Annotated in this window: 21 protein-coding genes and 1 pseudogene; 11 read left to right on the forward strand and 11 right to left on the reverse strand. The window is 36.7% G+C overall.

Features of this window, described 5'->3' with window-relative positions:
- The first annotated feature begins 15 nt into the window (after positions 1–15).
- Positions 16–918, forward strand: coding sequence for a fumarylacetoacetate hydrolase family protein (locus LCF45_RS05905; protein WP_078206356.1), 903 nt, complete (start codon positions 16–18; stop codon positions 916–918).
- Between the two features lie 34 nt (positions 919–952).
- On the opposite strand, the gene LCF45_RS05910 is transcribed toward LCF45_RS05905, so the two are convergent.
- Both LCF45_RS05910 and rocD read right to left on the reverse strand, forming a co-directional pair.
- Entirely contained in the window at positions 953–1,237 is a 285-nt protein-coding gene (locus LCF45_RS05910) for a hypothetical protein (RefSeq protein ID WP_000925332.1), read from the reverse strand.
- Positions 1,238–1,342: 105 nt separating this feature from the next.
- Entirely contained in the window at positions 1,343–2,533 is a 1,191-nt protein-coding gene (gene rocD, locus LCF45_RS05915) for an ornithine aminotransferase (RefSeq protein WP_000616665.1), read from the reverse strand.
- Positions 2,534–2,683: 150 nt separating this feature from the next.
- Between rocD and LCF45_RS05920 the strand changes: the two genes are divergently transcribed.
- Positions 2,684–3,049 carry a YisL family protein gene (locus LCF45_RS05920; RefSeq protein ID WP_000233497.1) on the forward strand — a complete coding sequence of 122 codons (366 nt, stop codon included), beginning with the start codon at positions 2,684–2,686 and terminating at the stop codon, positions 3,047–3,049.
- 57 nt (positions 3,050–3,106) lie between these two features.
- On the opposite strand, the gene LCF45_RS05925 is transcribed toward LCF45_RS05920, so the two are convergent.
- Complete coding sequence (locus tag LCF45_RS05925; RefSeq protein ID WP_002125899.1) at positions 3,107–3,661, reverse strand: DUF2777 domain-containing protein; 555 nt, start codon at positions 3,659–3,661, stop codon at positions 3,107–3,109.
- A gap of 242 nt (positions 3,662–3,903) precedes the next feature.
- On the opposite strand from LCF45_RS05925, the gene asnB reads away from it, so the two are divergent.
- From asnB to katB, 3 genes and pseudogenes are all read left to right on the forward strand, one after another.
- Positions 3,904–5,751 carry an asparagine synthase (glutamine-hydrolyzing) gene (asnB, locus tag LCF45_RS05930; RefSeq protein WP_002125901.1) on the forward strand — a complete coding sequence of 616 codons (1,848 nt, stop codon included), beginning with the start codon at positions 3,904–3,906 and terminating at the stop codon, positions 5,749–5,751.
- 189 nt (positions 5,752–5,940) lie between these two features.
- A pseudogene (locus tag LCF45_RS05935) lies at positions 5,941–6,396 on the forward strand (ferrochelatase).
- Between the two features lie 58 nt (positions 6,397–6,454).
- Positions 6,455–7,921 carry a catalase KatB gene (katB, locus tag LCF45_RS05940; RefSeq protein WP_078202957.1) on the forward strand — a complete coding sequence of 489 codons (1,467 nt, stop codon included), beginning with the start codon at positions 6,455–6,457 and terminating at the stop codon, positions 7,919–7,921.
- Between the two features lie 207 nt (positions 7,922–8,128).
- Here the strand turns inward: katB and LCF45_RS05945 are convergent, their stop codons facing one another.
- On the reverse strand, positions 8,129–9,361 hold the full coding sequence (locus LCF45_RS05945) for an ammonium transporter (protein ID WP_003187921.1): 1,233 nt from the start codon (positions 9,359–9,361) through the stop codon (positions 8,129–8,131).
- A gap of 157 nt (positions 9,362–9,518) precedes the next feature.
- Between LCF45_RS05945 and LCF45_RS05950 the strand changes: the two genes are divergently transcribed.
- Positions 9,519–10,880, forward strand: coding sequence for an alpha-amylase family glycosyl hydrolase (locus tag LCF45_RS05950; RefSeq protein ID WP_002125908.1), 1,362 nt, complete (start codon positions 9,519–9,521; stop codon positions 10,878–10,880).
- A 17-nt stretch (positions 10,881–10,897) separates the two neighbouring features.
- Here LCF45_RS05950 and LCF45_RS05955 read toward each other — a convergent pair whose 3' ends face one another.
- The gene (locus tag LCF45_RS05955) at positions 10,898–11,389 is read right to left on the reverse strand and encodes a YajQ family cyclic di-GMP-binding protein (protein ID WP_002030284.1); all 492 of its coding nucleotides are present in this window, start codon (positions 11,387–11,389) and stop codon (positions 10,898–10,900) included.
- Between the two features lie 284 nt (positions 11,390–11,673).
- On the opposite strand from LCF45_RS05955, the gene LCF45_RS05960 reads away from it, so the two are divergent.
- On the forward strand, positions 11,674–12,528 hold the full coding sequence (locus LCF45_RS05960; protein WP_002011240.1) for a CvfB family protein: 855 nt from the start codon (positions 11,674–11,676) through the stop codon (positions 12,526–12,528).
- A gap of 194 nt (positions 12,529–12,722) precedes the next feature.
- Here the strand turns inward: LCF45_RS05960 and prsA are convergent, their stop codons facing one another.
- Positions 12,723–13,580: a peptidylprolyl isomerase PrsA gene (prsA, locus tag LCF45_RS05965; RefSeq protein ID WP_002011303.1), complete on the reverse strand. Its 858-nt coding sequence runs from the start codon at positions 13,578–13,580 to the stop codon at positions 12,723–12,725.
- Between the two features lie 129 nt (positions 13,581–13,709).
- Positions 13,710–13,841: a DUF3941 domain-containing protein gene (locus LCF45_RS05970; RefSeq protein WP_001120851.1), complete on the reverse strand. Its 132-nt coding sequence runs from the start codon at positions 13,839–13,841 to the stop codon at positions 13,710–13,712.
- Positions 13,842–13,941: 100 nt separating this feature from the next.
- On the opposite strand from LCF45_RS05970, the gene LCF45_RS05975 reads away from it, so the two are divergent.
- The gene (locus LCF45_RS05975; RefSeq protein ID WP_002125914.1) at positions 13,942–14,799 is read left to right on the forward strand and encodes a YitT family protein; all 858 of its coding nucleotides are present in this window, start codon (positions 13,942–13,944) and stop codon (positions 14,797–14,799) included.
- Between the two features lie 26 nt (positions 14,800–14,825).
- On the opposite strand, the gene LCF45_RS05980 is transcribed toward LCF45_RS05975, so the two are convergent.
- The 3 genes from LCF45_RS05980 to LCF45_RS05990 all read right to left on the reverse strand — a co-directional run bounded on the left by LCF45_RS05980 (position 14,826) and on the right by LCF45_RS05990 (position 16,079).
- Complete coding sequence (locus tag LCF45_RS05980) at positions 14,826–15,023, reverse strand: DUF3813 domain-containing protein (RefSeq protein WP_002011309.1); 198 nt, start codon at positions 15,021–15,023, stop codon at positions 14,826–14,828.
- Positions 15,024–15,164, reverse strand: coding sequence for a hypothetical protein (locus LCF45_RS05985; protein ID WP_000516816.1), 141 nt, complete (start codon positions 15,162–15,164; stop codon positions 15,024–15,026).
- A 105-nt stretch (positions 15,165–15,269) separates the two neighbouring features.
- Positions 15,270–16,079 carry a Cof-type HAD-IIB family hydrolase gene (locus LCF45_RS05990; protein WP_002030271.1) on the reverse strand — a complete coding sequence of 270 codons (810 nt, stop codon included), beginning with the start codon at positions 16,077–16,079 and terminating at the stop codon, positions 15,270–15,272.
- Between the two features lie 490 nt (positions 16,080–16,569).
- On the opposite strand from LCF45_RS05990, the gene LCF45_RS05995 reads away from it, so the two are divergent.
- Positions 16,570–16,749 (forward strand): YjzC family protein, encoded by a 180-nt coding sequence (locus LCF45_RS05995; RefSeq protein WP_000531422.1) that lies wholly within the window; start codon positions 16,570–16,572, stop codon positions 16,747–16,749.
- Positions 16,750–16,921: 172 nt separating this feature from the next.
- Positions 16,922–19,522: an ATP-dependent chaperone ClpB gene (gene clpB, locus LCF45_RS06000; protein ID WP_003187936.1), complete on the forward strand. Its 2,601-nt coding sequence runs from the start codon at positions 16,922–16,924 to the stop codon at positions 19,520–19,522.
- A gap of 33 nt (positions 19,523–19,555) precedes the next feature.
- Here the strand turns inward: clpB and LCF45_RS06005 are convergent, their stop codons facing one another.
- Entirely contained in the window at positions 19,556–19,738 is a 183-nt protein-coding gene (locus tag LCF45_RS06005) for a YjzD family protein (protein WP_001211111.1), read from the reverse strand.
- Between the two features lie 156 nt (positions 19,739–19,894).
- On the opposite strand from LCF45_RS06005, the gene LCF45_RS06010 reads away from it, so the two are divergent.
- On the forward strand, positions 19,895–20,629 hold the full coding sequence (locus tag LCF45_RS06010) for a lipase family protein (RefSeq protein ID WP_002030268.1): 735 nt from the start codon (positions 19,895–19,897) through the stop codon (positions 20,627–20,629).
- The last annotated feature ends 24 nt before the right edge of the window (positions 20,630–20,653 follow it).

Below are 20,653 nucleotides of genomic sequence, written 5' to 3' on the forward strand. Positions count from 1 at the left end.
GGATGGAGAGTGGAAATGTTGCGTTTTGTAACGGCGAAGAAAGAAGAAAAAGTATTTGTAGGTATTGTGGATGAAGAGGAAGAAAAGGTATTACATTTAAGAGAAGCGCAAAGACAAAAAGGGGAAAAGGTTACTATCCCAATTACCATGTTAGAGTGTATTGAAAGAGGAAGCGAATGTCTTGAGAAAGTGTACGATATTGTAAATTGGGCGAAGGAAAATGCGGGATCGGCGTATTATCCGTTAGCAGAGGTGAAAATATTAGCACCGATTCCAAGGCCGAGAAAAAATATTCTTTGTGTTGGAAAGAACTATCGTGAGCATGCGGTAGAAATGGGCGGAGTAGAGTCTATCCCTGAAAATATAATGATTTTTACAAAGGCGCCAACAACAGTGATTGGAATTGATGAGCAAATTAATGGTCACCCTCACGCGACGAATGAACTTGATTATGAAGGTGAACTAGCAATCGTTATCGGTAAGCGAGGGAAACAAATAAAAATAGAAAAAGCTCTTGATCATGTTTTTGGATATACAGTTATAAATGATGTAACTGCTCGGGATATTCAAAGAAAACATAAACAATTTTTCCTAGGGAAAAGTTTCGATACATTTTGTCCGATGGGACCGTATTTAATTCATAAATCGATGGTTAGAACGCCGAATGCATTACACATTGAAACAGTGGTAAATGGAGAAGTAAGGCAAACTTCAAATACGAGAGAAATGATTTTTTCAGTAGAAGAAATTATTTCAACTATAAGTAAAGGCATGACATTAGAGCCAGGAGATATCATTGCAACAGGGACACCAGCTGGTGTTGGTAAAGGTTTTACACCACCGAAATTTTTACATGCTGGTGATGAAGTTGTTATTACAGTAGAGGGAATTGGTACGTTAAAAAATATAGTGAAATGAAAAAAGAGCTATCTTGTGAAAAGATAGCTCTTTTCTATGGGCGTGGATTAACGGAGTAATCTATGATGGCGAAAATATACAATCCGATTAATGCTAAAGTACAAATTCCAATTAGCATAACTGCAAGTGCGCTTCTCTCACGGCCAAAACCGATAATTGTAAGGAAAACAGCAGCCCAAAATGATGTTTTGAGTAGTGTGAATGTATTAGGAGTTGAATAATGACTGAGTAAAGTTGTAGATAATATGAAGCCGATGAATGTCATAGAAATAAAAATTGTAGCTAAATTGTTAATGTGTTTACCGTATTTCAATAGCATACAGTTACCCCCTTTTTAACAAAAACAGAATATTCAATTTTATTTTACGATAAACTACTAAAAAAAGAAAGAGGTTGTCCTATATTTAGGACAACCTCACTATGATTAAGATAGTACAGCTTTAATTTTTTGGAACGCCCACTCTAAATCTTCTTCAGAGATTACTAGAGGTGGTGCAATACGAATTACGTTTTCGTGTGTTTCTTTACATAATAGCCCAGCTGCTTTTAGTTGTTCACAGTAAGGACGAGCTGGCTCGTTTAATTCGATACCGATGAATAAACCTTTACCGCGAATGTCAGTAATCATTGGGTTATCAATTTCTTTTAATTGCCCAACTAGTTTTTCTCCTAATTGAAGAGAACGCTCTGTTAATTTTTCTTCTTCTAATACTTCAAGAGCTGCAATAGAAACAGCACATGCAAGTGGGTTACCACCGAATGTAGAACCGTGAGAACCTGGCTCGAATACACCTAAAATGTCGCTGTTTGCTGCAACACAAGAGATTGGGAATACGCCGCCGCCAAGTGCTTTACCAAGTATGTACATGTCAGGAGTTACATTGTCCCAGTCACAAGCAAATACTTTACCCGTACGGCCTAAGCCTGTTTGGATTTCATCTGCTACGAATAAAACGTTTTCTTTTTTACATACTTCAAAAGCTTCTTGTAAGAAACCAGCTGGTGGAATGTTAATTCCTGCTTCACCTTGGATTGGCTCTAAAATGAATGCAGCTGTATTTGGTGTAATCGCAGCTTTTAACGCTTCTAAATCACCATAAGGAATTACAATAATGCCAGGAAGCATTGGACCGAAGCCGCGCTTGTACTCTTCGTTTGATGACATAGAAACAGCACCCATTGTACGTCCGTGGAAGTTATCTTCACAAACGATGATTTCTGCACGGTTTGCTTCTACCTTTTTCACATCATAAGCCCAGCGACGAGCTGTTTTAATTGCAGTTTCAACAGCCTCTGCGCCTGTATTCATAGGAAGTACCATATTTTTATTTGTTAGTTTCGCAACTTTTTCGTACCAAGGACCTAATTGATCGCTATGGAAAGCACGAGAAGTTAACGTCACTCGATTAGCTTGGTCAATTAAAGCGTTAATGATTTTTGGATGACGATGACCTTGGTTTACTGCAGAATATGCACTTAATAAGTCCATATAGCGGTTTCCTTCAGGATCTTCTACCCAAACGCCTTCTGCTTTAGAAATAACGATTGGAAGTGGATGGTAGTTATTTGCCCCGTATGTGTCTGTAAGTTCGATAATATCCTTAGTTTGAATCATGATTGTTCCCCCTTTTGTTATTACAAGAAGTTTGTAAATACTCTAAATATTATAGCATTTAAATATAAAAAAGCGAAACATTTCCTGAAAATATATGAACATGTTATCATATAGAGTGAAAAAGTGTGAAAAAGAGGAGGCAGGGATACGATGGTACATATGCATATTACAGCATGGGCGTTAGGATTAATTTTATTCTTCGTTGCGTATTCACTTTATTCAGCAGGAAGAAAAGGTAAAGGTGTACATATGGGGCTTCGCCTTATGTATATCATCATTATTGTGACAGGTTTCATGTTGTACATGAGTATTGTGAAGACGGCAACAGGTAGCATGCACATGTGGTACGGCATGAAAATGCTAGCTGGTATATTAGTAATCGCTGGAATGGAAATGGTTCTTGTGAAAATGAGCAAGAACAAAGCAACAGGGGCATTTTGGGGATTATTTATTGTTGCACTAGTAGCGGTATTTTACCTTGGACTGAAATTACCGATTGGTTGGCAAGTATTCTAATAAAAAATAAAACCACCTTATGATCTCAAATATTTGGGAGATAAGGTGGTTTTTATTTTATGTCGCATCAATATGCAACTCTTCTCCGTTTACTTTCGTAAATCGCAAAATATTTTTATTAGAGGAAGAGTGGCGTACAAAATGATGCTGCAATGTACAAATCATTTCGTCGTTATCGAATAAAAGAATATTTACTCCTTCGCATGCTTCCTCTTTTGGCAAGAAGGATAAATAATTATGACAATACATGCAATCATATAAAGAGTAATGAAGCGATTGTAATGCCTCAGTTAATAATGTAAAGACAGAGTCAGGTAATTCCTCAAGCCATTCATTATAGCTAAGAAGTAATTTTTTACGAATTCGTATCATTTCTCCGTTTTGGAGAGAATGTTGTTCATTTGCAATTTGTAATATGTCTTGTTCATAAAAACGAGCTGGTAGCCAATTGTTGTTATATAAAATTTCAAAACCATCTTCAGCAATATCTTCTAATAGAAAAGCCTCATCATTTTCATCATCAAAGAATACCCATTCTTTGTTTATATATTCTACATTACCGACTGTATGAGCGCGCGGTTGGTTATACAAAATATGTTTGCGTTGTATCATAGTTCATTTCTCCTTTTATAGAAATAGTTATTCTTGTTATGGACAGTTCGTACGTTCTTTATAACTAGACACACCTAAAGATAGATGGGCATACAATAAAACACGCTTTACACTGTGAAACTGCTATTCCATATATGGATAGTTAGTTATCGTCAAGTTTGTTGTTTTTATGTATCCGCACTCATAGGGTGGGGATTACTGCACGTTCAGAAACAGATATTAGATTAGGAAGGATGATTCTTATGTGCGGGATTACAGGATGGGTGGATTATAAACGCTCATTAGAAGGGGAAAGGGACATCGTGACGAAGATGGCGGAAACGCTAGCGAAACGCGGTCCAGATGATAATAAAGTTTGGATTAAAGGGAACGTCGCATTTGGGCATAAACGGTTAATCGTTGTAGATCCTGAAGGTGGTAAACAACCCATGACTTGTTTAAAAAACGAAACGAGTTATGCGATTTGCTATAACGGAGAGCTCTACAATACAGAAGATATTCGCAAAGAGTTATTAAGAAGAGGTTATACATTTAAAGGGCATTCCGATACAGAAGTACTATTGGCATCTTATATTGAATGGAAAGAAGAATGTGTCGATCATTTAAACGGTATATATGCGTTTGCAGTATGGGATGAGAAAAATGAACGAGTCTTTATTGCCAGAGATCGATTAGGTGTAAAACCGCTTTTTTATAAATATGATAGCGGACGATTATTATTTGGTTCAGAGTTAAAAGCGATACTAGTGCATCCAGATGTGAAGGCGGAAGTAACGTTAGAAGGGTTGTCAGAAATATTTGGCCTCGGACCATCTAGAACGCCTGGTCACGGTGTATATGCTGGTATTCAAGAACTGCGTCCGGGTCATGCAATGACGTTCTCAAAAGACGGTTTATGCATATGGAGATATTGGAATGTAGAAAGTAAAAAACATGAAGATTCATTTGAAGAAACAGTAGAGAAAACTCGTTTTTTATTACAAGATGCGATTACGAGACAATTAGTTTCTGACGTACCACTATGCACTTTTTTATCAGGAGGTGTAGATTCAAGTGCTATCACAGCAATTGCCGCGAAAGAGTATGAAAGATCAGGGAAAGGTCAATTGCACACGTATTCTGTTGACTATGAAGATAACGACAAATATTTTAAAGCGAATGCGTTTCAGCCGAATTCAGATGCACCATTTATTAATTTAATGACAGAGACATTTCAAACAATTCATCATCGCTGCGTCATTTCTAATGAACAACTAGCACAGTATTTAACAGAAGCAGTACTCGTTCGCGATTTGCCTGGTATGGCAGATATTGATTCTTCATTATTATGGTTTTGCCGTGAAATAAAACAAGATTTTGTCGTCGGTTTATCTGGAGAATGTGCAGATGAAATATTCGGCGGTTATCCGTGGTTTTATAGAGAAGATGATTTACAATCAAGTGCATTTCCGTGGATGCGTTCTACAGAAGCGCGTGAACAACTTCTGAAGAAAGAATGGAGAAATAAATTAAATTTACAACAATATGTACAACAACGCTATGAAGAATCCATTCAAGAAGTTCCTATTTTAGAGGGAGAAAGCCCATTAGAAGCGAAGAGACGACAATTATTTTATTTAAACATGGTATGGTTTATGACAACATTATTAGACAGAAAAGACCGTATGAGTATGGGGGCAAGCTTAGAAGTACGCGTTCCATTTGCGGACCACCGACTTGTCGAATATGCGTGGAATATTCCTTGGGAAATGAAAATGTATAAAAACCGCGAAAAAGGTCTATTGCGTAAGGCTTTAGAAGGATTACTTCCAAATGATATATTGTATAGAAAGAAAAGTCCGTATCCGAAAACGCATAACCCGCACTATACGAAAGCAGTCACAGTATGGCTCCAAGATTTATTAACGGATAAAGGCTCAATTTTGCATGAATTGTTCGATAAGGAGCAATTGAGCGGATTGATCCAGTCTGGCGGCAGTGCATTTCAAAAACCGTGGTTCGGTCAATTAATGACAGGTCCTCAACTTTTAGCTCATTTAGCACAAATTCATGTTTGGTTTAAAGAGTATGGGGTGAATATTAAGGAATAGGGAAAGAGCGGCTTATATTTATGTGAGCCGCTCTTTTTCTTAAATAAATTGTCATATAAAATTCGGAATCATATTAGAAATAATACTTATTTAGAATTATTATTTTGACATAATTATTATTGTTTGTTATAATTGGAAACAAATGTTCTTGAAAAAGATTCTCATTTCCAAAATTGAGGTGCTATATAGATGACGAAGAAGAAAATAGGTTTGCTTGTAATGGCATATGGAACACCGGAGTCATTAGATGATGTAGAAGCTTATTATACTCACATTCGTCATGGGCGTAAGCCATCTCTGAAGAAGCGCTCCAAAATTTAATCGGACGGTATAAAGCAATTAGTGGAATTTCACCGCTTGGGAAAATAATGAAAGAGCAGGCGCATAAATTAACAGATTCAATGAATAAAATGTTTACAGAGTATGAATTTGTTTGTTACTTAGGTTTAAAACACATTGCTCGATTTAGAAGTTTTATATGACACCGATTATGAATGTAAAGTTGTAACTGATGAATTAAATGGCACATATTTTAGACTAAATATGCCCAATTCACAATCTGTATTTATTGATTGTTTAGCTGAAATTGCTTCCAAAAAAATAAAGGAAATAGTTGACAAGGATTTAATTTTGAATAATAATTAGTTTATAATAATTTTAAATAAATAATAATTACTATGAAAGAAAGAGGAGGATCCCCCTGATGAATCCAAATAATCGCTTAACAACAAATCAAGGTGCTCCAGTTGGAGATAACCAAAATTCTCGTACAGCTGGTCGCCGTGGACCAGTATTGTTAGAAGACTATCATTTAGTAGAAAAACTTGCTCACTTTGATCGTGAACGTATTCCTGAGCGTGTTGTGCATGCACGTGGTGCAGGTGCTCACGGCGTATTCGTAACGAAAAACAGCATGAAGCAATATACGAAAGCAGCGTTTTTACAAAATGAAGGAACTGAAACACCTGTATTCGTTCGTTTCTCAACGGTTATTCATGGCCAAGGTTCTCCAGAGACAGCTCGTGATCCGCGTGGGTTCGCTGTTAAATTTTATACAGAAGAAGGAAACTACGATATCGTAGGTAACCATTTACCAGTTTTCTTCATTCGTGATGCAATTAAATTCCCTGACATGGTGCATTCATTAAAGCCAGCACCTGATACAAATGTTCAAACACCAGATCGTTACTGGGATTTCATGACGTTAACTCCAGAATCTACACATATGATGACGTGGGTATTTTCTGATTATGGTACACCGGCAAACTACCGTGAAATGGAAGGATTCGGCGTACATTCATTTAAATGGATTAATGCAGAAGGTAAAATTGTTTACATTAAATATCATTGGAAGCCACAGCAAGGTGTGCGTAACTTAAGTGCAAAAGAAGTCGAGCAAGTGCAAGGAAAAGACTTCAATCATGCAACTCGTGATTTATTCGATGCAATCGAAAAAGGAAATTATCCGAAGTGGGATTTACACGTACAAGTGATGCAACTAGAAGAAACGGATTCTTTAGATTTCGATCCATTAGATCCGACGAAAGTATGGCCAGAAGATCGTTTCCCATTAATTGAAGTAGGGACGATGACGTTAAATCGTAACCCGAAAAACTTCTTTGCGGAAGTAGAACAAGTGGCGTTCTCTCCAAGTGCAACTGTAAATGGTATTGAACCATCTGAAGATAAATTATTGCAAGGTCGTTTATTCTCTTACCCAGATACACAGCGTTACCGCCTTGGTGCAAACTATTTACAAATTCCTGTAAACTGCCCATACGCAGCTGTTCGTAATCAACAACGTGATGGTGCGATGCAAGTGGATCAAAACCCATCTACAATAAACTACGAACCGAGCCGTCATACTGAAAATCCAGTTGAAGACCCAACTTACCGCGATTCAACTATGAAAGTAGAAGGCTACGTATCTCGTGAAAAAATTGACAAACCAAATGATTTCAAGCAAGCGGGTGAGCGTTACCGTTCATTCTCTAAAGAAGAGCAAGAAAACTTAATTGCAAACTTAACAAATGACTTAAAAGACGTAAATGAGCGCACGAAATTATTAGCTGTTTGTAATTTCTTCCGTGCAGATCAAGAGTATGGAATACGCTTAGCGCAAGCTTTAAATGTTGATATTACGCAATATGTAGGGAATACTCCGAAATAAATAGGAAAAGACGACTGTTAAACGGTCGTCTTTTTTGTGTAAAATCATGCAGGGTATTTTTCGTTTTAGTTATGTCGGAATTTGTTGGTAAATCGATATATTTGAAAAAAACGTTGATATATTTACGAAAATACAAGGCGGGGTATGCTGCCGCCCTGTACAATAAAAAGAGAGGCAATCTACTACCAATAGATTGCCTCTCTTTTTTTAGTTCACTCGCTCAGTATACTCATAAGCTTTCTCACCATGCATCGAAATATCAAGCCCCATATGTTCCTCATGCTCATCGACTCGAACAGGGAGGAAGAAGTTGATCGCTTTAATAATGGCATACGTCATTATGATTGTGAATGCATATGTTGCTCCTATTGCTACAAGTTGTTTGAAAAGGAGAGCTGCGTTTCCGTAAAATAATCCGTTAGCGCCATCACCGTTTACAGTAGTGGTTGCAAATAGTCCAGTTGCAATACCACCCCAAGTTCCTCCGATGCCGTGGCATCCAAATGCATCGAGTGTATCGTCGTATCCGAACTTCGTTTTTAAGAAGAAGACAGCGCCAAAGCATAATATACCGCCAATTGCTCCGATAAGAAGAGCGGAGAAAGGTGTAACGAATCCGCAAGCCGGCGTAATTGCGACTAAACCAGAAACAACCCCACAAGCAGCTCCCATCGCAGTCGGCTTCGATTGGAAGAACCATTCAGAAAGCATCCAAGTTAGAGCTGAGGCAGCGGCGGCTATATTTGTATTAATAAATGCAGTTAAAGCTACGTCATTTAAAGATAATGCACTACCGACGTTAAAACCGAACCAGCCGAACCAGAGTAAGCCTGCGCCTAACATTGTAAATGGTAAATGATGAGGAGAGGTGCCGCTTATGTTTTTTCGTTTTCCTAGGAAAATAGCTAATACAAGACCGGCAACACCAGATGTGATATGAACGACATTACCGCCAGCGAAGTCTAACGCGCCGAGTTCTCTCAGCCATCCGCCAACGCCCCATACCCAATGAGCGACAGGATTGTAAACGATTGTTGTCCAAAGAAGGATGAAAATAAGAAAGGCAGAAAATCGCATTCTTTCGGCGAATGCACCTGAAATTAAAGCGGGAGTTAAAATAGCGAACATGAGTTGGAACATCATAAATAAATTGTGAGGAATAGTAGATGAGTAGTCTGGATTTGGTGCGTAGGTAACTCCGTTTAGAGCGAACCAATCGAGATTGCCGATAAGTCCGTGCCAATCTGGTCCGAATGATAAAGAATAGCCGATAACAATCCATTGAATCGAAACGATAGCCATTGCGCTATAACTATGCATTGTCGTGCTGAGTACGTTTTTACTGCGAACCATGCCCCCGTAAAAAAGTGCCAATCCTGGTGTCATCAACATGACCATTACTGTCGTTACAAACATAAAAACTGTATCTCCCGTATTCATTCTCTCTCCTCCTATGATGTTAGAAAAAATAACATCGTCTTGTTATGTTTCATATCATATTCGAAATAAAAAGAAAAATCAACTAAAAATTCAGAAAACTTTTTAAGTGATGTTAGAAAATCTAACATTAGGTATTTTGGATGGATAAAATCAACGTATGCGATTTGTTCTAATAATTGGTATAATATTCTTACAATTAGAAGTTTGGGGGATGCGTGTGAAAAAAATATGGACTAAGGAACTATTCATTTGTTTTTGTTTAGCTGTTATTTTGTTTGTACCAGTACATACTTTTGCGGAAGAAAAAAGGGAATGGCGAGATGAAGTTATATATTCCATTATGATTGATCGCTTTAATAACGGAGAACCGAAAAATGACAAACAGTTAGACGTTGGTAATTTAGAAGGGTATCAGGGCGGAGATATAAGAGGGATTATAAAAAGATTGGACTACATAAAAGAAATGGGATTTACTACTATTATGCTTTCGCCGCTTTTTGAAAGTGAAAAGTATGATGGATTAGGCGTTCGAAACTTTCAAAAAGTAAATGAACATTTCGGAACAGAAAATGATGTGAAAGAACTTGTAAAAGTGGCTCATCAAAAAGGAATGAAAGTTGTCTTTCAATTTCCGTATGCAGAAAATGAGCAACAATTAATAGACTCGATGAAATGGTGGATAAAAGAAGTTGATTTAGACGGAAGTTATGTGATACATAGTGAAAAAAAGCCGCGTGCTTTTTGGGATGAAGTGCAAAAGGATTTGCAGAAGGTAAAGAAAGATTTTCGCATTATGACAAAGGAAGATAATGAGTACTATAAAAAAATAGTAGAGTCATTTTCAAAAGCAGATATGTCTGTGAAACCTTTATATGATGTGAGCGGAAAAGAAGAGGAATTCGCTACGTTTTTAGATAATCAAGAAACAAAGAGATTTGCACGTATTGCAAAAGAAAATATGTATTACCCACCGTCTCGTTTAAAACTAGCGATCACTTACTTATTAACATCCCCGGGGATACCGAATTTTTATTACGGAACTGAAATCGCATTAGATGGGGGAGATGCTCCAGATAATAGACGATTAATGGATTTCAAATCTGATGAGAAGTTTATGCAGCACATAACGAAGCTAGGTGAACTTAGACAAGCGAGACCATCTTTACGACGTGGTACGTTTGAACTTCTATATGATAAAGATGGAATGAGTATATTAAAACGAAAGTATAAAGATGAAGTAACACTAGTAGCGATTAATAATACGAAAGAGACGAAAAAGGTTTCCTTACCTGTAAGTGCAATTGGTGAAAAACAAGAGTTAAGAGGATTGTTAGAAGACGAAATTATAAGAGAAGAAAACGGAAAGTTTTATCTTGTTTTAAAGCGCGAAGAGTCGAATGTGTATAAAGTTAGCGAAGAAACAGGTGTGAATTGGTTGTTTATCTCCTTAATAGTCGGTGTGAACGTATTATTTATTGCTTTTTTAATTGCGGTTAAAAAGAAAAGATCCTCTGTATAGATAGAGGATCTTTTTTCTTAGCGGTAGTTAATGAACTGTACGTCGATTGGTAAGTCGACGCTGCGAACGGCTGCGATTACTGCTTGTAAGTCATCACGGCTTTTCGCTGTTACGCGTACTTGGTCATCTTGTACTTGCGTTTTTACTTTTAATTTCATTTCTTTAATGATGTTGTTAATTTTTTTCGCGTTATCTTTATCGATACCTTGTTGCAGAGTTGCACGTTGGCGAACAGTATTACCAGATGCAGTTTCAACTTTTCCGTAGTCCAAGTTTTTAATTGGAACGTTACGTTTTACAAGCTTAGAAATTAGAACGTCTTTTACTTGGTCTAATTTGAACTCGTCATCAGAAGTTAAAACAAGTACTTCTTTTTCTAATTTAATATCACTTTTACTACCTTTAAAGTCATATCGGTTTTGGATTTCCTTTAATGCGATGTTAATTGCGTTTGTTACTTCAGGTAATTCTACTTTCGAAACGATGTCAAAAGAACTCTCTTTTGCCATAGTTAGCACCTCCAAATAAATTTCTATCTTTTCATGCACCTAAATAGGCTATGTAATATACATATTAAAGTATAGCGGAAAATACATCGATTAGATAGAGTGTTGCAACTTAAGTGTTTTGACGGATCATCCGTAGGGGAATATAGTCCTATAGATACAGTCTTTATTTAATTATAGTGAATTTTGGGCAGTTGGACAAATAAAGGAAAAATCGTGTTATAATTAACTTTTGTTTGGAATGATAAAAAAGATAACTTTATATATAGAGAAGGGAATTAAAAAATATGTATTTGCAATTAGGATCGATTGAACAGGTAACTGTTTTACGCGAAACGGAAATCGGATATATGGTTGGAAACGAAGAGGAAGAAATCTTCCTACATAAAAACGAACTAGCTGGAGAAATTGCAGAAGGCGATACGATTGATGTATTCTTATACCTTGATCACCAAAATCGTATTTCAGCAACAATGAAGGAACCAATTATTACAACACATGATTGGAATTGGGTAAAGGTTGTAGAAGTTATTCCTAGTTTAGGTGTGTTTGTTGATATTGGTGTATCAAAAGATATACTAATTCCACTTGATGAGTTTCCAATTTATATGCCAGTATGGCCTCAAGAAGGCGACGAATTATATTGTACGTTAAAATTAACGAATCGTGATCGTTTAATCGCTCTTCCGGCAAGAGACAGTGATATGCAAGAAATTATCGTAGATGCAACGCCATCTATGCGTAATAAAAACGTAAATGGACGTGTGTATCGCTCACTTCAAGTTGGTTCATTCATACTAACTGACGAGCATTTCCGTGCTTTCTTACACCATACAGAAAGAAAAGAACAAGTCCGCATCGGTGAGCGCGTAACAGGTCGTATTATTGACGTAAAAGATGACGGTACAATTAACATTTCACTTCTTCCTCGTAAAGAAGAAGGAATGGAAGATGATGCAGCAGTACTTTATGCATATATGGAAGAACGAGGCGGAGCGATGCCGTTTTGGGATAAGAGCAACCCAGAAGACATTAAAGAACGTTTCAATATGAGTAAAGCTGCCTTTAAGCGCGCACTTGGTAAACTGATGAAAGAAGAAAAGATTTACCAAGAAGAAGGCTGGACTTACTTTAAGAAATAAGATAAATGAAAAAGAACTATTTTTTCTCTAAGTTTATTAGGGAGGAGGTAGTTCTTTTTGCGTTCAGTAAAATAAAGACGACTTAATAGATATATTAATCGAAGTAGAGGCAGAACTAGATCACATCAATTGGCATTATAAAAGTCTGAAGAAAAAGCACGACCTTATTTGAAAAAATAAGATTGTGCTTTATTTTAGTTCTCTTTCCCAAAAAGATGAGAAAATGTATCTTTCAAGTCACTATCGTTTATTTTAATATCCGCCTTTTTTAATTCATCTTGTAATAATTTTTGACCGAAGGAAGGGTCGGCAAGACGTTCTTCTTCTAAGTCTTTACGTATAGAGTCTTTCACTTTATCGTAAGGTTGTAAATCTTTTTTATCAGTTAGTTTAATAATGTGATAGCCGTTTGGTGATTTTACGGGATTGCTAATTTGGCCGGGCTTTAATTTGTAGGCAGCTTTTTCAAATTCAGGTGTCATTTTTCCTGCCCCGAAGTATCCGAGGTCTCCGCCATTATCTTTTGATGCTAAATCTTGAGATTCTTGTTTTGCTAATTCTTCAAATGAAGTGCCGGTATCTAATTTCTTCTTTATCTCTTTCGCTTCATTTTCGTTACTTACTAAAATGTGACTAGCTTTAATTTCTGGTTTATAGTGGTCTTTCACATCTTTTTCTGTAACGCTTTGTTTAATCGCTTCATTCAATGCAAGTTTGAATTTAATTTGATTTTTGAAATCTTCTTCATCTTTTAAACGATTATTTTCTAGTGTTGCTTTGAATTGTTCTCCATATTGATCTTTTGCTTTTTCTACTTCTTTATCTACTGCATCATCAGATACTTTATATTTTTTAGTAATAACATCTTGTGCTACCATTTCGTATAGCGTGTCTTTTCCGTATCGATCTTTCAATTGTTTTTCGAAATCGCTCTTCGTAATGGTTGAGTTTGTTGTTGTAGCGATTGTGGCCGAGTCATTTTTTTGTCCGCAAGCAGATAGCATTAATATACTTATTAGTGCAGTGATAATGAATGTACTTTTTCCTTTCATGCTAACACCTCATCCGAATATGTTATCGCTATTGTAGAATATAGAAGTGAACATGAAGTGAATTTTTAATGTTTTTTCCCTGTAAAATGTAAAAAAGTACATCAACATTAACGTTGATGTACGATGTAATCAAAGGTGATCGGTTTTCTTAGAATATGCACGTTTTCCTTGCTGAATATTTTTTTGCTCTTGTTCATTTTTTTGAGTGCGCTTTGCATTATTGTCGCGTGCTTTTTTGTCGTTATCGCTAGTATGTGGCATATGTATCAACTCCATTTCTAAACGTTGTATGTTTATCATTTCCTTTTTCGTAAAGACTATGTATAGCGGTGCATTTATGAATACTAAAGGTGGATTAGAAATGGATTTGAAGCTGAATTATACTGAACTTATTAAGAAGTTAGTCGTTGTAATTATTGCGGGTTTATTAAATGCGATTGGGATGAATTTATTTTTAACACCAGCGAAAGTGTATGCGAGTGGTTTTGCTGGATTGTCTCAATTATTGTCACAAATATTAGGTGACTTTTTATCTATTCATATATCTACGGGGGTATTGTTTAGTTTGTTTAATATTCCTGTCGTTATTTTAGCGTGGAAAAAGGTTGGGAAGGCCTTTACATTTTTTAGTTTTCTTTGTGTTGTATTTATGACTTTGTTTTTAGAAATTATCCCAGTTAGAGCGGTTTCGCACGATATTATATTGAATGCGATTTTTGGTGGGATTATTTCAGCGATTGGGGTAGGGGTTGCTTTAAAGTGGGGGGCTTCTACAGGTGGTCTAGATATTATTGCTATGATTTTATCAAAAATAAAAGATAAGCCTGTCGGCACGTATTTTTTCTTCTTTAATGCACTTATCATTATCGCTGCTGGCTACGTGTATGGATGGGAGAAGGCATTATATACTTTAGTCACTTTGTATGTATCAACGAGAATTATTGATGCGATTCATACCCGTCATGTGAAGATTACGGCATTAATTGTTACAAAGAACGGGGCAGATGTGCGAAAAGCGATTCACTCTCGCTTAGTGAGGGGGATTACAACTATACCAGCAACAGGTGCTTATACAAATGAAAATAAAGAAATGTTAATGATTGTTATTACTCGTTACGAGTTGTACGAATTAGAGAGGGTTATTAAACAAGTGGACCCAGGTGCATTTACAAATATACTGCAAACGGTCGGTGTGTTTGGATTGTTTAGAAAAGATTAAGGAGGACCAAAGCTGGTCCTCCTTTTTTAATGCGAATTCGTAATGTTTTGCAATTGCTCCTGCATTTCACGTAGCTGAACTTTTTCAGCAGTTGAAGAGTTTGCATAAGCAGAGTGCAAAGAGTTTTTTGCTCTATAAACGAGTTCCTGTTGTTCAGCGCCACTTGAACAAGAAACGGCACTTGAAACAGCGTCTCTAGCTTGTTGGAATAGTAAGTTCCCCATTTAAACCCCTCCAAATGAAGAGTTACTTCTCGCTTTTTCTGCCTCAGCTAATGTACCTCTGTACGGGAATCTTGCATCATGCTTCATAACAGCATCGGCTCCTTGCTGGATAAAACGCTTTGATTTGTTCTTTTTACCCATTCGAAAAACCCCCTTTATTTAGCTGAAAACAATTGACGCGCTTTCTCTTGCGTCTAATAATAGTATGAGCGTTTGGCGAGAAACTATAAGCAGGGAATTTTTAGATTACAATCCAAGAACCTCTTCTAAATATAGAGCGATACCATCTTCTTCATTCGTTAATGTCGTATGATTTGCAAGTGATTTTAATTCAGGAATCGCATTACCCATTGCGATTCCATGACCAGCAAATTCGATCATTTCAAAGTCGTTATCCTCATCACCAAAAGCGATAATTCGCTCTTTAGGAATATTATAATGGCCTGAAATTTTTTGTAATCCGACAGCTTTATTTAATCCGCTTTTTACAATTTCAATAATTGGCCAAGGCGCACCCCATTTTCTATGGTCGATGACTTCAGCATGCATATCTGTTAAATGTTGGCGAATTGCAGCAGAATGCTCGTCATGTGCATCGATTAATAAGCAAGTTGGATGGTCGTTTAAAATATTTAATAAATCTCCTGTGAAAATCTTTGGAGAACCGAATTCAAAAATATGTTTTTTATCTTCATCAATTTCACGGACATACACATCATCGATGACTTCAGCATAGACATTTTTCACGCCGAAATCAAAGCAAGCTCGGACGATTTCTTGCGCTGTTGAAAGTTCAAGAGGAGAGTGATGTGTTCCCCAACTTGAATCAAGAGGGTGATGCACGTAAGCTCCATTAAAGTTTACGATTGGTGTGTTAAGGCTAAGTTCTTTATAATAATCGTAACTAGCGCGGAATGGACGCCCTGTTGAAATAACGACAATATGTCCTTGTTCTTTTGCTTTTGCAATTGTGTTTTTCGTTCTTGGAGAAATTATTTTGTTGTCTGTTAATAAAGTTCCGTCTAAGTCTAATGCGATTAAATGTTGTTTGTTCATAATTTCACCTCTTATAATAAATTTTTTGATTCTATCTGTATTTCCGTTTTTTATATGCAGAAATAAGAGGTTAGACTGGGTGAAACTACTGTAGATGAAAGTTTCACTATATATCCATCTTACGTCGCGAAGCGCTGTGGTGTCTACTATTTCTCGTTGGAAATTAGGAAAAGTCAATATCTTTTTAGAAAGTTCAAACAATGTTTCTTTCATTATGTACAATTTGTGAAAAGGGTTACATTGTTTGAATGATGCGACTTATAATGAACATGTAATCTTCTCGTATATGTTTGACTCTCCTTTGAAACTGGCCTAAAGTAGGTTGGTTTCTTTTTTTTCAACAAATATGCCAATAATTCCTGCTTAAGCTTGTGTAATTATATATATGTACATGGGTAAACCGTAGTACTTGTTTCCTAAACATGACAGAAAAGCTTTCTTTTAAAATGGATATACTAATGAGGCAAGACGTCATGGAAGGAGAATGGAAATGGGACAAAATCGCAGGTTTCGTTCAGGGCAAAAGGCGCCAAATGATGGCATTTACGTAGAAATTGGTGAAACGGGAAGTATGGTGAAAAATCCGCAAATGGTACAATTAACTGCCGGTGAAAAGTTTCCAGATAACACGAATCATAACCGTCAGTGGACATATAAAAGAAAACCGTAACAGAAGCCGCAATCGTTATTGCGGCTTTTTTGATTAGGAAAATGAATGTTACTTTTTTCTTTTTCCAATAATAAGTTTGAACTACATAAGCAAAATTATTGTATAAAAAAGTCAGTTGGCGTATAATCAAATCAAAGGTCAAAGAAAGTCAAACATTTGGAGGGCTGTAAAGATGGACTTAAATCAAATGACAACGAAAACACAGGAAGCGATTATGAGTGCTCAATCTTTAGCGGTATCTCATCATCATCAAGAAGTAGATACTGTTCATCTATTGCTTACGTTATTAGAGCAGCAAGACGGATTAACAGTACGTATTTTTCAAAAAATGAATGTCGATATAGAAGCGTTAAAGCAAGGTGTAGAAAGTTTAATTAAGAAGAAGCCTTCTGTAACTGGAAGCGGGGCAGAGGCAGGGAAATTATATGTAACAGGTGCTTTGCAACAACTGCTTGTAAGAGCAGGAAAAGAAGCGGAGAAATTGCGAGATGACTACATTTCAATCGAACATGTATTACTTGCTTTTTCTGAAGAAAAAGGCGATATAAATCAATTATTCGCAAAATTTTATATTACGAAAGATAACTTATTACAGTCTTTAATGACAGTTCGGGGGAATCAAAGAGTGACTAGTCAAAATCCAGAAGCAACTTATGAAGCGTTAGAAAAATATGGCCGTGATTTAGTGGCTGAAGTAAGAGCGGGGAAAATTGATCCTGTAATTGGCAGAGATAGTGAAATTCGCCGCGTGATCCGCATTCTTTCACGCAAAACGAAAAATAACCCCGTTTTAATCGGAGAGCCAGGTGTTGGTAAAACAGCAATCGTTGAAGGATTAGCGCAGCGTATTGTGAAAAAAGATGTCCCAGAAGGATTAAAAGATAGAACAATTTTCGCTTTAGATATGAGTGCACTTGTGGCCGGAGCAAAATTCCGCGGTGAGTTTGAAGAACGTCTGCAAGCTGTATTAAATGAAATTAAAAAGAGTGAAGGTCGCATTTTATTATTCATTGATGAACTTCATACAATCGTCGGCGCTGGTAAAACAGAAGGAGCGATGGATGCGGGAAATATGTTAAAACCAATGCTAGCGCGTGGTGAACTGCATTGTATCGGGGCAACGACATTAGATGAATACCGTAAATATATTGAGAAAGATCCAGCGTTAGAAAGACGTTTCCAACAAGTGTTAGCAGAAGAGCCAACTGTTGAGGATACAATTTCCATTTTACGTGGTTTAAAAGAGCGTTTTGAAATTTATCACGGTGTAAATATTCATGATCGCGCGATTGTAGCGGCATCTGTTTTATCAGATCGATATATTTCGGATCGTTTCTTGCCCGATAAAGCAATTGATCTTGTTGATGAAGCTTGTGCAACAATTCGAACAGAAATTGATTCTATGCCAACAGAACTAGATGAAGTAACGCGCCGCATTATGCAGCTGGAAATTGAAGAAGCTGCTCTTGGGAAAGAAAAGGACTTAGGTAGTCAAGAGCGCCTAAAAACATTGCAACGTGAATTATCGGATTTAAAAGAAGTTGCAAGTAGTATGAGAGCGAAATGGGAGAAAGAAAAAGAAGACATTCATAAAGTGCGTGACTTACGTGAACATTTAGAGCGCTTGCGCCGTGAGTTAGAAGAAGCAGAAGGAAATTACGATTTAAATAAAGCAGCTGAGCTTCGCCACGGGAAAATTCCAGCTATCGAAAAAGAGTTAAAAGAAGCGGAAGAGATGGGTGCACATAATAAACAAGAGAATCGTTTATTACGCGAGGAAGTAAGTGAAGAAGAAATTGCAGACATTGTTTCAAGGTGGACTGGTATTCCTGTCGCAAAACTCGTTGAAGGTGAACGTGAGAAATTATTACGTCTTGAACAAATTTTATCAGAGCGTGTTATCGGTCAAGAGGAAGCGGTAAGCCTTGTATCAGACGCAGTACTTCGTGCTCGCGCTGGTATTAAAGATCCGAATCGTCCAATTGGTTCATTTATTTTCTTAGGCCCTACAGGTGTTGGTAAAACTGAGCTTGCAAAAACGTTAGCGCAAACATTATTTGACAGTGAAGAGCAAATGATTCGTATCGATATGTCTGAGTATATGGAGAAACACGCAGTGTCACGCTTAATTGGAGCGCCTCCTGGATATGTTGGATATGAAGAAGGTGGTCAATTAACAGAAGCAGTAAGACGTAAACCATATTCTGTTATTTTGTTAGATGAAATCGAAAAAGCACATCCAGAAGTATTCAACATTTTATTACAAATGTTAGACGATGGACGCATTACAGATTCACAAGGACGTACAGTAGACTTTAAAAATACGGTTATTATTATGACTTCAAATATTGGATCTGCTCACTTATTAGAAGGGCTAGAAGAAGATGGTTCTATTAAAGAAGAGTCAAGAGAACTTGTAATGGGACAATTAAGAGGACATTTCCGACCAGAATTCTTAAACCGTGTCGATGAAATTATTTTATTCAAACCTCTTACAAGGAATGAAATTAAAGGTATTGTTGATAAGATTGTACAAGAATTACAAGGGCGTTTAGCAGATCGCCACATATCATTAGAATTGACGGAATCTGCAAAAGAATTTGTTGTAGAAGCTGGATTCGATCCGCTGTACGGAGCTCGTCCGTTAAAACGATACGTACAGCGTCAAGTTGAGACGAAATTAGCGAGAGAATTAATTGCAGGAGTGATTACTGACAATAGTCACGTAGTGGTTGATGTAGAAAATAACGAATTAGTCGTGCGCGTGAAGTAAAAAAAGAGTTCGGATAAAATCCGGACTCTTTTTTTAGTGTTGTTCTACTGGCTCGTTTGGAATCGCAGCTGCAATCGCTAATACTAATACCGCAAGAACAACTGAGAAAATAGACGCTTGGTTAAAATCGTATGTACCGCCAGTCATAGAGCCGATTACATAGCTCATCATATGTACAAGTGCGAACGACCAAATTAATGCCCAAATGAAACGCATATTTTACACCTCTATTCGTTCAATCTGTCCTTATTGTAACACAATTGAAAAAAGAATATAGAAAAATATTTGTAGATTTTTCAACGCAAATTTGCATTCTGTTCATACATTATAAAAGAGTACTTTTATACGTTTAGAAAATAAGGCGGGGGAAAAATGAGTATTACGGAACGTTTTTTTTACTTAGAAAAAGAACCATGTGTAATTTATTTACCGGAAAAGCCAAATGGATTTTCTGTTATGCTCCTAGGAGATTATAACTATTTTATTGAGAATGGTACAAGTTTATGGACACAGCATGCAGGGAGAGCTTATTTTTTACAGGGCCTTATTGAAAAAGGCTATACGGTCTTTTCATCTAACTTATACGGAAGGCATTGGGGAAACGATCGAGCTGTTCGTCTTGCAAAACGTTTGTATGATGTCGTTCTAAGAAAAGAGACGTTGAATGCGAAAATGCACATTATGGCAGATGGTATGGGAGCGCTTGTAGCACTGGAGATGATGAACAAATACCCTGAATGTATACGTTCTGTCGTTATGTTAAATCCGTGTTTAGATTTACCAGAATATGTGGATTTTGAGAAAGAGCATAAGTTTTTTTACAAAAGATTAGTGAAGGAATTAAGTTTGGCGTATGATTCCAAAGAAGAAGAATTAGAATCAAAAATAAATAAGAAATCATTTGCGCTTCTGCCGTCTTGTGTACCTGTTAAAGTTTTTGTCTCAACACAGGAAAAAAGAGGAAGAAAACAATTGTTACGTAAATACGAGAAAATGAGGCAATTCAATCAATGCGATACTTCTGTTTTATTCCATCTGCAAGATGTGAAATATAAAATGGTTAGACAAACGACTGATTTCTTTAAAAAATATGAAGAAGAATTGTGAAGCTCCCATATACATAAATGAGGA

The organism is Bacillus sp. 41-22, from assembly GCF_025809295.1.
Lineage (GTDB): Bacteria > Bacillota > Bacilli > Bacillales > Bacillaceae_G > Bacillus_A > Bacillus_A mycoides.

Coding starts and splice junctions, on each gene's coding strand:
- LCF45_RS05905 (WP_078206356.1), top strand. CDS start 16: ATGTTGCGTTTTGTAACGGCGAAGAAAGAAGAAAAAGTATTTGTAGGT.
- LCF45_RS05910 (WP_000925332.1), bottom strand. CDS start 1,237: ATGCTATTGAAATACGGTAAACACATTAACAATTTAGCTACAATTTTT.
- rocD (WP_000616665.1), bottom strand. CDS start 2,533: ATGATTCAAACTAAGGATATTATCGAACTTACAGACACATACGGGGCA.
- LCF45_RS05920 (WP_000233497.1), top strand. CDS start 2,684: ATGGTACATATGCATATTACAGCATGGGCGTTAGGATTAATTTTATTC.
- LCF45_RS05925 (WP_002125899.1), bottom strand. CDS start 3,661: ATGATACAACGCAAACATATTTTGTATAACCAACCGCGCGCTCATACA.
- asnB (WP_002125901.1), top strand. CDS start 3,904: ATGTGCGGGATTACAGGATGGGTGGATTATAAACGCTCATTAGAAGGG.
- katB (WP_078202957.1), top strand. CDS start 6,455: ATGAATCCAAATAATCGCTTAACAACAAATCAAGGTGCTCCAGTTGGA.
- LCF45_RS05945 (WP_003187921.1), bottom strand. CDS start 9,361: ATGAATACGGGAGATACAGTTTTTATGTTTGTAACGACAGTAATGGTC.
- LCF45_RS05950 (WP_002125908.1), top strand. CDS start 9,519: ATGCGATTTGTTCTAATAATTGGTATAATATTCTTACAATTAGAAGTT.
- LCF45_RS05955 (WP_002030284.1), bottom strand. CDS start 11,389: ATGGCAAAAGAGAGTTCTTTTGACATCGTTTCGAAAGTAGAATTACCT.
- LCF45_RS05960 (WP_002011240.1), top strand. CDS start 11,674: ATGTATTTGCAATTAGGATCGATTGAACAGGTAACTGTTTTACGCGAA.
- prsA (WP_002011303.1), bottom strand. CDS start 13,580: ATGAAAGGAAAAAGTACATTCATTATCACTGCACTAATAAGTATATTA.
- LCF45_RS05970 (WP_001120851.1), bottom strand. CDS start 13,841: ATGCCACATACTAGCGATAACGACAAAAAAGCACGCGACAATAATGCA.
- LCF45_RS05975 (WP_002125914.1), top strand. CDS start 13,942: ATGGATTTGAAGCTGAATTATACTGAACTTATTAAGAAGTTAGTCGTT.
- LCF45_RS05980 (WP_002011309.1), bottom strand. CDS start 15,023: ATGGGGAACTTACTATTCCAACAAGCTAGAGACGCTGTTTCAAGTGCC.
- LCF45_RS05985 (WP_000516816.1), bottom strand. CDS start 15,164: ATGGGTAAAAAGAACAAATCAAAGCGTTTTATCCAGCAAGGAGCCGAT.
- LCF45_RS05990 (WP_002030271.1), bottom strand. CDS start 16,079: ATGAACAAACAACATTTAATCGCATTAGACTTAGACGGAACTTTATTA.
- LCF45_RS05995 (WP_000531422.1), top strand. CDS start 16,570: ATGGGACAAAATCGCAGGTTTCGTTCAGGGCAAAAGGCGCCAAATGAT.
- clpB (WP_003187936.1), top strand. CDS start 16,922: ATGGACTTAAATCAAATGACAACGAAAACACAGGAAGCGATTATGAGT.
- LCF45_RS06005 (WP_001211111.1), bottom strand. CDS start 19,738: ATGCGTTTCATTTGGGCATTAATTTGGTCGTTCGCACTTGTACATATG.
- LCF45_RS06010 (WP_002030268.1), top strand. CDS start 19,895: ATGAGTATTACGGAACGTTTTTTTTACTTAGAAAAAGAACCATGTGTA.